Here is an 11,610-nt window from a genome sequence, read left to right as displayed (position 1 = left end):
AGCGCGCCACCGCGTCGGCGGCAACGGCCGGACGGCAAGCGTCCGCGCAGCCCCATTCCACGCCCGCGCAACCTCCCTCCGGCGCAGCGCGCGCCAACCCCGCGGCACCTCAGCTGCCGCGCTCGAATACCGCTTCACCCAAAAAAGCGACACCGGTTGTAGCCGGCGCGCGACCCCGTGCAGCATCTTCCGATGCGCAGCCTCCGCAGCAGCTCCGCAGCGCTTATCCCAGCGATTCCATCCAGACGAGGAGACTCATGCATCGCGCCACCAAGATTGTCGCTACTATCGGTCCGGCTTCCAGCACGCCGGAAATCCTGCTGCAAATGATCCAGGCGGGGCTGGATGTGGTGCGGCTCAATTTCTCTCACGGCACGGCGGACGATCACCGCCAGCGCGCCGAATTCGTGCGCGACGCGGCCCGTCAGGCCGGCCGCGAAGTCGCCATCATGGCCGACCTGCAAGGCCCGAAAATCCGCGTCGGCAAGTTCGAGAACGGCAAGGTCACGCTGGTCGCCGGCGAACCGTTCGTGCTCGATGCCGATTGCGAACTCGGCGGTCAGGAACGCGCCGGTCTCGACTACAAGGATCTGCCGCGCGACCTGAAGCCGGGCGACGTGCTGCTGCTCAACGACGGCCTGATCGTGCTCGACGTGCAGCGCGTGATCGGCAACGAGATTCATACGATCGTGAAGATCGGCGGCGAGCTGTCGAACAACAAGGGCATCAACCGCCAGGGCGGCGGTCTGTCGGCGCCCGCGCTGACCGCGAAAGACATGGAAGACATCCGCACGGCGATGTCGCTCGGCGTCGACTTCATCGCGGTGTCGTTCCCGAAGAATGCAACCGACATGGAAATGGCCCGCCAGCTGGCCAACATCGCCGGCGCGCCGTACGGCATCAAGCCGAAGATGATCGCGAAGATCGAGCGCGCCGAGGCGATTCCGGCGCTGCAAGGCATCCTCGACGCATCGGACGGCATCATGGTCGCGCGTGGCGATCTGGCCGTCGAAGTCGGCAACGCGGCGGTGCCGGCGTTGCAAAAGCGCATGATCCGCATGGCGCGCGAGTCGAACAAGTTCGTGATCACCGCGACGCAGATGATGGAGTCGATGATTCACGCGCCGGTGCCGACCCGCGCGGAAGTGTCGGACGTCGCGAACGCGGTGCTCGACGGCACCGACGCGGTGATGCTGTCGGCGGAATCGGCGGCCGGCAAGTATCCGGTGCAGACGATCGAAACGATGGCGGCGATCTGCCTCGAAGCGGAGAAGTCCGAGCAGTCGGAACTCGACAAGGACTTCCTCGACCGCACGTTCACGCGGATCGACCAGTCGATCGCGATGGGTGCTTTGTTCACCGCCTATCACCTCGGCGCCAAGGCGATCGTCGCGCTGACCGAATCGGGTTCGACCGCGCTGTGGATGTCGCGCCACTGGTCCCATGTGCCGATCTTCGCACTGACGCCGCGCGTCGGCAGCGAGCGGGCGATGGCGCTGTATCGCAACGTGACGTCGCTGCATCTGGACACCAATACCGACCGTGACACCGCGCTGCAGCAGGCGCTGGAAACCGTGGTCGGCAAGGGTTACGCGTCGCGCGGCGACATGGTCGTGCTGACGGTCGGCGAGCCGATGGGCCAGGCCGGCGGCACCAACACGTTGAAGATCGTACGGGTCGGCGAACCGTACTGATCGCGCTGTAAGGTCCGATCGGCACAGGCTCGATTGAGCGAAGCAGAGCCAACGCAGACCCGCACAGCCGATGCGGCGCCATGTTCGGCGCCGCACCAAGGCGGGCTCGCCGGCACTGGAATGCGATCTGCTTCGCGATAGAATCGCCGCAAAAGATGCCGACGGCAAAAGAATTCGTTTCAATCTAAGGAGTTACAGCATGCCTCTCGTATCAATGCGTCAACTGCTGGACCATGCCGCCGAACACGGCTACGGCCTTCCGGCATTCAACGTGAACAATCTGGAGCAGGTGCAGGCGATCATGGCTGCCGCCGACAAGGTCAACGCCCCGGTGATCATGCAGGCGTCGGCCGGCGCGCGTAAGTACGCGGGCGAGCCGTTCCTGCGTCACCTGATCGAAGCAGCGGTCGAGTCGTATCCGCATATTCCGGTCGTGATGCACCAGGACCACGGCCAGTCGCCGGCAGTCTGCATGGCGGCGATCCGCAGCGGCTTCACCAGCGTGATGATGGACGGTTCGCTGGAAGCCGACGGCAAGTCGGTCGCAACGTACGAGTACAACGTCGAAGTGTCGCGCAAGGTCGTCGAAGCGGCGCACTCGATCGGCGTCACGGTCGAGGCCGAACTGGGCGTGCTCGGTTCGCTCGAAACGATGAAGGGCGACAAGGAAGACGGTCATGGCGCCGAAGGCACGATGACGCGCGAGCAACTGCTGACCGATCCGGAGCAGGCCGCCGACTTCGTCAAGCTGACCCAGTGCGACGCGCTGGCCATCGCGATCGGCACGTCGCACGGCGCCTACAAGTTCAGCAAGAAGCCGACCGGAGATATCCTGTCGATCCAGCGCATCAAGGAAATCCATCAGCGCATTCCGAACACGCACCTCGTGATGCACGGTTCGTCGTCGGTGCCGCAGGAACTGCTCGCGGAAATCCGCGAATTCGGCGGCGACATGAAGGAAACCTATGGCGTGCCGGTCGAGGAAATCCAGGAAGGTATCCGTAACGGCGTGCGCAAGGTCAACATCGACACCGACCTGCGTCTGGCGATCACGGGCGCGATTCGCCGCTACATGGCGACCAACCCGGGCAAGTTCGATCCGCGCGATTATCTGAAGCCGGCGCGCGAAGCGGCGATGAAGGTGTGTATCGACCGCTACACGCAATTCGGCTGCGAAGGCCAGGCTGGCAAGATCAAGCCGGTTTCGCTTGATAAAATCGCGGAGAAGTACAAGTCGGGCGAGTTCGCGCAAGTCGTCCGCTAAGCTGTCGTTCTGGCCGGGCGTTTCTGGCTGATTTTGCGCCCGGCCGCAGGCCATCCGGCCAGGTTGTCGTCCGATCGCCGTTCCCGCATCATCGGGGGAACGGCGTTTCCCTTTTGTTCCGGTCACATTTTCTGCCCCATTTTTAGCGAACCACGACGATGTCTACCCTCTACGAATCCACGCTCCGCTCGCTGCCGCTGCTCGGCCGCGGTAAAGTCCGCGACAACTATGCGGTGGGCAACGACCAGTTGCTGATCGTCACGACCGACCGTCTGTCGGCGTTCGACGTGATCATGGGCGAGCCGATTCCGAACAAGGGCCGCGTGCTCAACGCCATGGCGAACTTCTGGTTCGACAAGCTCCAGCACGTGGTGCCGAACCACCTGACGGGCGTTACGCCCGAGTCGGTGGTCGCGGCGGACGAAGCCGAGCAGGTGAAGGGCCGCGCGGTGGTCGTCAAGCGCCTCGAGCCGATTCTCGTCGAGGCGGTGGTGCGCGGCTATCTGGCCGGCAGCGGCTGGAAGGATTACCAGGCCACCGGTTCGGTGTGCGGCGTGCAACTGCCGCCGGGCCTGCAGAACGCGCAGAAACTGCCCGAGCCGATCTTCACGCCGGCCGCCAAGGCCGAAATGGGCCACCACGACGAAAACATCACCTACGACGAGATGGAACGCCGCATCGGCACCGAGCTGTCGGCCACGATCCGCGACATCTCGATCCGCCTGTACAAGGAAGCCGCCGATTACGCGGCCACGCGCGGCATCATCATCGCGGATACGAAGTTCGAATTCGGTCTGGATAACCACGGCAAGCTGTATCTGATGGACGAGGCGCTGACCGCCGATTCGTCACGCTTCTGGCCGGCGGATCAATACCAGGTGGGCACCAACCCGCCGTCGTTCGACAAGCAGTTCGTGCGCGACTGGCTCGAAACCCAGCCGTGGAAGAAAGAGCCGCCGGCACCCAAGCTGCCGGACGACGTGGTCACGAAAACGGGCGAGAAGTATCAGGAAGCGCTCGAACGCCTGACTGGGCACAAGCTCGACTGATCGATTTGATCTGATCGCGCGCCGTATCCGGCGCGAATCGTCCGGAAAAGGAAGCCGTAATGATGAGAGTGAAGCGATGAGTGAAGCACAAACCGCCCATACGCATGGCGCGCCGGTCGTCGGCGTGCTGATGGGCTCCAGTTCCGACTGGGAAGTCATGAAAAACGCCGTCGCGATTCTGCAGGAATTCGGCGTGCCGTACGAGGCGAAGGTCGTGTCCGCGCATCGCATGCCCGACGAAATGTTCGCCTATGCTGAAAGCGCGCGCGAGCGCGGCATCCGCGCGATCATCGCAGGTGCCGGCGGCGCGGCGCACCTGCCGGGCATGCTGGCCGCGAAGACCACGGTGCCGGTGCTCGGCGTGCCGGTCGCGAGCAAGTATCTGAAGGGCGTCGATTCGCTGCATTCGATCGTGCAGATGCCCAAGGGCGTGCCGGTCGCGACGTTTGCGATCGGCGAGGCGGGTGCGGCGAACGCGGCGCTGTTCGCGGTGTCGCTGCTCTCCGGCACCAGCGCCGAATATGCCGACAAGCTCGCTGCATTCCGCGTGCGCCAGAACGAAGCGGCTCACGCAATGGTTTTGCCGGCGCTGTAAGCGCGCCGGTTGTTTTCTGCTTCAAGACAAAGACGTCCCCTGTCCGACCCCCGGTCGTTTGCTCGTCGTTCTCCCGTGGCTCGCCATGCGAGCGCGACCGGCATCCGGCCGCGACCGATCATCAAGATGAACCCAGACAACTCACCGGTTTCACCGATTCTGCCCGGCGCATGGCTTGGCATGGTCGGTGGCGGCCAGCTCGGCCGCATGTTCTGCTTTGCCGCCCAGGCGATGGGCTACCGCGTCGCCGTGCTCGACCCGGACGAAACCAGTCCGGCCGGCACGGTTGCCGACCGCCATCTGCGCGCGGCCTACGACGACGAAGCGGCGCTGACCGAACTCGCGCGGCTGTGCGCGGCGGTGTCGACCGAATTCGAGAACGTGCCCGCCGCGAGTCTCGATTTCCTCGCGAAGACCACCTTCGTGAGCCCGGCGGGCCGATGCGTCGCGGTCGCGCAGGACCGGATCGCCGAGAAACGCTTTATCGCGGGCTCGGGCGTGACGGTCGCGCCGCACGTCGTGATCGAGTCGTCGGATGCGCTTGCCGCGCTTGCTGATGACGCGCTCGAAGCCGTGCTGCCGGGCATTCTGAAGACCGCTCGCATGGGTTACGACGGCAAAGGCCAGATTCGCGTGCGCAACGCCGAGGAAGTGCGCGAGGCGCATGCGTCGCTCGGCGGCGTGCCGTGCGTACTGGAAAAGCGCCTGCCGCTGAAGTTCGAGGTGTCGGCGCTGATCGCGCGCGCGGCAAGCGGGGCATCGGCCGTCTATCCGCTCGCGCAGAATACGCACCGCAACGGCGTGTTGTCGCACACGATCGTGCCGGCGCCGGACGCGACGCCCGCGCTGGTCCGCCAGGCGCAGCAGGCCGCGCTGCAGATCGCCGACAAGCTCGGCTACGTCGGCGTGCTGTGCGTCGAATTCTTCATTCTCGAAGACGGTTCGCTGGTCGCCAACGAAATGGCGCCGCGCCCGCACAACTCCGGCCACTACACGGTCGACGCTTGCGCGACGAGCCAGTTCGAGCAGCAGGTGCGCGCGATGACCGGCATGCCGCTCGGCGACACGCGCCAGCATTCGCCGGCGGTGATGCTGAACATCCTCGGCGACGTGTGGTTTCCGGACGGCCCGAAGCGCGCGGCGGTCACGCCACCGTGGCACGAAGTCGCGGCAATGCCGGCCGCGCGGCTGCATCTGTACGGCAAGGAAGAGGCGCGTTGCGGCCGCAAGATGGGGCACGTGAACTTCACCGCGCCGACGCTCGAAGAAGCCCGCACCGCGGCGCGCGATTGCGCGCGGCTGCTGCATATCGCCACCAGCTGACGCGCGCGCCATGCCGGATCAACAGAAACCCGCCGAAGCCGCCGCCAGTGCCGTAAGTGCGTTCGGCGTCAGCGCCGCGCAGATCGAGCACGCGGCCGCGCTCCTCGACGCGGGTGAGCTGGTCGCGTTTCCGACGGAGACCGTCTACGGTCTCGGCGGTGATGCCGAGAACCCGGACGCAGTCGCGCGCATTTACGCGGCGAAGGGCAGACCGGCCAATCATCCGGTCATCGTGCATCTCGCGCCGCACGGCGACCCGAACTATTGGGTCGAGCATTTGCCGGCGGACGCGCAGCGCCTGATCGACGCGTTCTGGCCCGGGCCGCTCACGCTGATTCTGAAGCGTGCCGCGCGGATTCCGGCGGCGGTCAGCGGCGGGCAGGATTCGGTGGGGCTGCGCTGCCCTTCGCATCCGGTCGCGCAGGCGCTGCTCGATGCGTTTAGCGCGTTGCGCGGCGGGCACGGCGGCGTGGCCGCGCCGTCCGCGAACCGCTTCGGGCACGTGAGTCCGACCACCGCGCAGCATGTGCGCGACGAGTTCGGCGGCGCGATTCATGTGCTCGACGGCGGCGCGTCGGATGTCGGGATCGAATCGACGATTCTGGATCTGTCGCGCGGCTTTCCGGCGTTGCTCAGACCGGGTCGCGTGACGCCGCAGGATATCGCCGACGTGCTCGGTGAGGCGCCGCGTCTGCCCGATGGATCGGATGCAAGCGCGCCACGTGCATCGGGCACGCTGAAGGCGCATTACGCGCCGCGTACGCCGCTTGCGTTGCTGCCGTTCGATGAACTCGAGCCGCTGCTTGCGGTGCGCGAGGCAGGCGAACGTGTTGCGCTGGTCGCGCGCGCATCGCGTGCCGGGCAGTGGGCCGAGGCCGAAGGCGTGCATTTCGTCGCCGCACCGGAAGACCCGCACGTCTATGCCCGCGAGCTATATGGCTTGCTGCGGGCGCTCGACCGCGCGAACGTAACGCGGATTCTGATCGAGAAGCTGCCGGACACGATCGAATGGATCGCGGTCAACGACCGGTTGGGGCGCGCGGCCGCGGCTTTCGAGGCGCAGGGCTGAGCGGCTTCGTCGAGCTGCTGTAGCGTTGCCGGTTTCTGCTGCCAACCGATAAAAGAAGGCCCGGCTGCGTGCTACCGCAGCCGGGCCTTTCGTTTTGCAAAGCGCGCTCAAGGACAAGTCGGAGGCCGAGGCCGCGAACTGGCCGCCAACCCCGCCAGCCGCGCGGCCAGCAACCCGTTACTTCCCAAGCCCGCTTGCCGCGATCTGCTTCTCGACCTGCTGCGCGAACAGCGCATACAGATGCGTGGTCGGATGCACGAGGTCCGCGAACATGTAGCTCTGATCCGCGCCGGCCACCGTATAGGTCTGCGGCGAGCAGAACAGCGACGATGCGAACGAGCTGCCGAACGACGCCGCCGTCTGGCCCGGCAGCAGCACGCCCGGGTTCTTCGTCGCGTAAGCGGTCGCGCTGTCGGACATCGACTTCAGGTTACACGCGGTGCCCGTGTTCGACACCGTGAAACCGAGCGACTGATAGTTCGCCAGCGTCTGGTCCAGCCACGTGAACGTGCTCACGTAGATGACCTGCTTGCTCGACGCCAGCCCCTGCTGCAGCGTGCCGTTGTAGGTCTGAACCAGCGCGTTGAAGAGCGCCTGGCCCTGCGCACCGGCCGCGAGGCCCTGCGGCGTCTGCGCGATATCGGGCACGTCCGCGACCACCACATGCGTCGCGCCGGCCGCGACCACCTGCTGGACCGTACCGACGAACTTCGTTGCCGCGACGCTGATCGCCTGCAGCGCTGCCGGCGTCGCCGCCAGCGACGCCTGTGCCGCCGCGGTTTGCGCGGCCGCCGGCGTGCCGCCGCCTAGCAGCACCTGAGTCGCCGCCGCCGTCCCGGCATCCGAGACCGCTTGCGCCTGAATGAAGATATCGTTCGCGCCGCCGTTCATCAGCACGAGCTGGTTCGCATTGAAGCTGCTGTGCGCGGCCAGATACTCGCCGACCTGCGTCGTGATCGGCACCGTCGTCGCGGCCAGGTTGTTCGGCGCGAAGCCTTCGCCCGGCTGCAGATCGACCCGCGAGCCGCCTTGCGCGTAACCGAGGCCGCCGGCCGCGGTGAGCGGCTGGCCGAAGCCGCCGACGTAGGCGGGGGTCAGCGTGTCGCCATAGTATTCGGCGACCTTCTGCGTCCAGACTTCGCCCGGATTCGTCGTGAAGCGGCCGCCGCCGGTGCCGACGTTGGCTTGCACCGACGCCATGTAAGTGCCGACGTCCGACAGGCTGTCGCCGAACGACACGATCTGCAGCTTGACGCCACCGGGCGGCGTGCTGCTGCTCGAATTGTTGTCATCGCCGCCACCGCCGCATGCCGCGAGCGCGGCGAACGCTGCGCTCGCCACCGCGATCTGCGTGACGCGCATCCATTGATGTTTCTTCGAAGCGGTTCGATTCATGTTGACTGCATCTCCTCTTATGTGTGGCCCTTGTGCCATGTGTTGCAGGCGGCGCCCACCGCGTCGGCGGCGTGACGACAGCTTACAGAATCTTCTACGGCCTGCGTGGCGGGTGAAACGCAGCCGTATGATTTGCGCTCGAGCCTGACTGCTTACCGGTTGCCCGACTGATCGCGTTGCCCAAACCTGCTGCCTGACTCCAAACCAGAAAGCGCGTGCGTCGGCGCGTGCAAGCGCGTTTCAAATCCTGCCTGCAACCCTGCTGCCAACCCGATGCGCCGCGCGTGATAAGCGGTGGCCCATGCGGGCGGTGCGAACAACGCGCGCCATTTGTCGTGCCAGCCGCGCGCGCTCGAAAAATCCGCGGCCATCGACTTCCATTCGTGAAACGTCGCCTTCAACGGGTTGTACGTATGAAGCGGCTCGACGATGCCGTAGACCGGCGCCTCGCGCGGATCTTCATCGACGTAGCTGCCGAACAGGCGATCCCAGATCACCAATACGCCGGCGTAGTTGCGATCGATGTAGCGATCGTTGCGCGCGTGATGCACGCGATGGATCGACGGCGTGTTGAACACGTATTCGAGCCAGCCGAGCTTGCCGATCATCTGCGTGTGCACGAAGAACTGGAAGCCGAGATTGATCAGCACGATCGCGACGATCTGCTGTGGCGCGAAGCCGAGTATCGCGAGCGGAATCCAGAACACCCACATGCCGGCGACCGGATACATCAGGCTCTGACGGAACGCGGTCGAAAAATTCATCCGCTCCGACGAGTGATGCACGACGTGCGCGGCCCACAGCCAGCGCACGCGGTGACTACAGCGGTGAAACACGTAATAGAGCAGGTCCTGCGCGATGAACAGCACGACGAACGACAGCCAGCCGGGCTGCCATGTATGGATGCGGTAATGCGTGTAGAAAAAAGCGTAGACAGGGATGATCGCGAGCCACGCGAGCTTGTCGGCGGCCTGCTGCATCAGCGCGAGCGCGGCATTGCACAGCGTGTCGCGCCAGCTATAGAGCCGTGCGTCGGGGCGCGTGCGTCGCACGTGCCACGCCTCCCAGCCGATGCAGGCGAGAAAGACGGGCGCCATGGCGAGCAGCAGCAATTCGGCATCGAATTGCATCGTGTCTCCGTTGCTGGTCCCTGACCGCCGCGTGATGCGCGGCAGGCGGTGTCGTTATCGTTCGTGTGAGCCGCGCGGTCTGGATAGCCGCACGGCACGCGCTGCCGGTGCGGCCCGGGCGCTTATCGCAAGTCTGTTGCTCGCGTGTGTCACGCGCCGCACGTTGCTCGACAGCGTACACGGTTAGGACGTTGCCGCGCGCGGCTTCGCTAGAAGAAATCCTCAGGGGCCGGCGCGCTTGCGCGGGTTTTTCCTGGGCGTCGCGCGGGGCTCCTCGATCCGCTCCGAGACTTTCGTAAAGCCTTGCGACGGACCGTCGTACACCCATTCGAGCAGCGCGTCGTGCGCGGCGCGTGCTGCTTCGGAATGCGGATCGTTGATCAGGCTGACCACGATATAGCTGTTGCCGTCGGCCGACGCCACGTAGCCGGCGATCGCGCGCACGTCGCGCAACGTACCGGTCTTGATGTGCGCATTGCCGCCCGCGCCCTGGTTGATCAGGCGGTTGCGCATCGTGCCGTCGACGCCGGCGATCGGCAGCGATTCGACGAACACCTGCGCGACCGGGCTCGCGTTCGCGCGCTGCAGAAGATCGGCCAGCGCAAGCGCGGTGATGTGCTCGTCGCGCGACAGGCCCGAGCCGTTCTCGAGCGTCAGATACTCGGTGTTCAGCGCGTCGCGGCGCAGGAAGTCCTCGATCGCGCTGGCGGCCTTGGCCGGTGTCGCGGGCGCCCTTTCCTCGACCGCGCCGATCGTCAGGAACAGATTGCGCGCCATCGTGTTGTTGCTGAACTTGTTGATGTCGCGAACGATGTCGGACAGCATCGGCCCTTCGTGCGTCGCGACCAGTTTCGCACCGACCGGCACCGCGCCGTCGCGCGTCGCGCCGTGAAAGGTGCCCCCGGTTTGCTGCCATAGCGCGAGGAAACCACCGGCGAAGAACGCCGAATGATCGAGCACCGCGACGTTGATCGTGCGCGGCTCGCAGCGCATCGAGAAATTGCCGCTGAACGACGCGACGACGGTGCCGTCCGGTTGCGGTGTGACGCTCGGAGTCAGCGCGGCTGCGTCTCCGCGGCAGGGGCCGTTGGTCGCGCGCAGCTGGTTGTCGATGCGCAGTTGCGCGAGCGCGGGCAGCACGTCGATGGCGACCGTGCCGTCCGGTGACGGCGTCAGCGTGAATGACAGCGACTTGAACGCATAGAGCAGCGGATCGGGCCCGACGTTGTAGGGCGCGGTGACGTCGTCGTCGAAGGCGGGGAGATCGCGCGTCGACGGATCGAAGTAGCGCTTGTCGAGCACCAGAGCGCCGTCGATACCGTTGATGCCGGCCTTGTGAATCTTTTGCACCAGATCGATTAGCTCTTCCGGCACGAGCTTCGGATCGCCCGTGCCCTGGATGTACAGGTTGCCGTGCAGCACGCCGCTTGCGTCGAGCGTGCCGTCCGCGTAGGCGCTCGTGCGCCAGCGATAGTCAGGGCCGAGAATCGACAGGCCGGAATAAGTGGTGACGAGCTTCATCGTCGAGGCCGGCATCATCGGTTTGCCGGCGTTCAGCGCGAGGATCGGCGTGCGATCGCCGACTTTCTCGACCACCACGCTGATCGACGATAGCGGCACGTGCGCGCGCTGCAAACCGAGCATCACCGATGGCGGCAGCACCGTCGTGACGCTGACGCTCGGATGGGTCGCCTTGACGCGCGCCTGCGCCGGCTGTGGCAGCAGCGCGCCCGCGCCGAGCGCGGCGGCCAGCAGCCAGATCGCGGCGGTACGCGGCGCGAGCCGGCTCGGCATGGATGCTGCGGCAGCGGGAGAGCGGAGCGGCCACGACGCCATGCGGCGAGCGGCGAAAGACAGGAAAGCGTGCGTCATGAACGGGCGAAAACGAAAACGGGCAAAGAACTGAACCGGCAAAGAAGCAAACGGGCGAGCAAAATTTCAGCGTATGCGGCACGCGCGGGATGCGTTAGCGGTCGGTAATCCGGGCTGCTTGACGCCAGTGCATCGCGTCGCGCTATCGCCCGCGTGCCCGAGCGCCGCGTGTCGTCGCGTGACGTGCGCTCGAAGACGAGGTTCGCGAGCGAACCCTAC

Annotated in this window: 9 protein-coding genes; 6 read left to right on the top strand and 3 right to left on the bottom strand. The window is 65.8% G+C overall.

Going from position 1 to position 11,610, the window contains the following annotated elements:
• Nucleotides 1–257: 257 nt before the first annotated feature.
• The 6 genes from pyk (at nt 258) to L0U82_RS14900 (ending at nt 6,994) form a co-directional block, all read left to right on the top strand.
• On the top strand, nt 258–1,694 hold the full coding sequence (pyk, locus tag L0U82_RS14925; protein ID WP_233831952.1) for a pyruvate kinase: 1,437 nt from the start codon (nt 258–260) through the stop codon (nt 1,692–1,694).
• A gap of 199 nt (nt 1,695–1,893) precedes the next feature.
• On the top strand, nt 1,894–2,958 hold the full coding sequence (fba, locus tag L0U82_RS14920; protein ID WP_233831951.1) for a class II fructose-bisphosphate aldolase: 1,065 nt from the start codon (nt 1,894–1,896) through the stop codon (nt 2,956–2,958).
• A 158-nt stretch (nt 2,959–3,116) separates the two neighbouring features.
• Nucleotides 3,117–4,007: a phosphoribosylaminoimidazolesuccinocarboxamide synthase gene (locus L0U82_RS14915; RefSeq protein WP_233831950.1), complete on the top strand. Its 891-nt coding sequence runs from the start codon at nt 3,117–3,119 to the stop codon at nt 4,005–4,007.
• 76 nt (nt 4,008–4,083) lie between these two features.
• Nucleotides 4,084–4,602, top strand: coding sequence for a 5-(carboxyamino)imidazole ribonucleotide mutase (gene purE, locus L0U82_RS14910; RefSeq protein WP_062124479.1), 519 nt, complete (start codon nt 4,084–4,086; stop codon nt 4,600–4,602).
• Between the two features lie 126 nt (nt 4,603–4,728).
• The gene (locus L0U82_RS14905; protein ID WP_233831949.1) at nt 4,729–5,925 is read left to right on the top strand and encodes a 5-(carboxyamino)imidazole ribonucleotide synthase; all 1,197 of its coding nucleotides are present in this window, start codon (nt 4,729–4,731) and stop codon (nt 5,923–5,925) included.
• 10 nt (nt 5,926–5,935) lie between these two features.
• Nucleotides 5,936–6,994 carry an L-threonylcarbamoyladenylate synthase gene (locus tag L0U82_RS14900; RefSeq protein WP_233831948.1) on the top strand — a complete coding sequence of 353 codons (1,059 nt, stop codon included), beginning with the start codon at nt 5,936–5,938 and terminating at the stop codon, nt 6,992–6,994.
• Between the two features lie 177 nt (nt 6,995–7,171).
• Here the strand turns inward: L0U82_RS14900 and L0U82_RS14895 are convergent, their stop codons facing one another.
• From L0U82_RS14895 to dacB, 3 genes are all read right to left on the bottom strand, one after another.
• Nucleotides 7,172–8,389, bottom strand: a complete 1,218-nt coding sequence (locus L0U82_RS14895) for an SGNH/GDSL hydrolase family protein (RefSeq protein WP_233831947.1) — start codon at nt 8,387–8,389, stop codon at nt 7,172–7,174.
• 152 nt (nt 8,390–8,541) lie between these two features.
• On the bottom strand, nt 8,542–9,519 hold the full coding sequence (locus L0U82_RS14890) for a sterol desaturase family protein (RefSeq protein WP_233831945.1): 978 nt from the start codon (nt 9,517–9,519) through the stop codon (nt 8,542–8,544).
• A 222-nt stretch (nt 9,520–9,741) separates the two neighbouring features.
• A complete protein-coding gene (dacB, locus tag L0U82_RS14885; protein WP_233831943.1) occupies nt 9,742–11,391 on the bottom strand; it encodes a D-alanyl-D-alanine carboxypeptidase/D-alanyl-D-alanine endopeptidase in 1,650 nt (549 codons plus the stop codon).
• Nucleotides 11,392–11,610 lie beyond the last annotated feature (219 nt).

The sequence above is a fragment of the Paraburkholderia sp. ZP32-5 genome (assembly GCF_021390495.1).
In the GTDB taxonomy this organism is placed as follows: domain Bacteria; phylum Pseudomonadota; class Gammaproteobacteria; order Burkholderiales; family Burkholderiaceae; genus Paraburkholderia.
The sequence above is the reverse complement of the archived record's forward strand: the minus strand, read 5'-3'. Positions and strand labels throughout refer to the sequence as shown.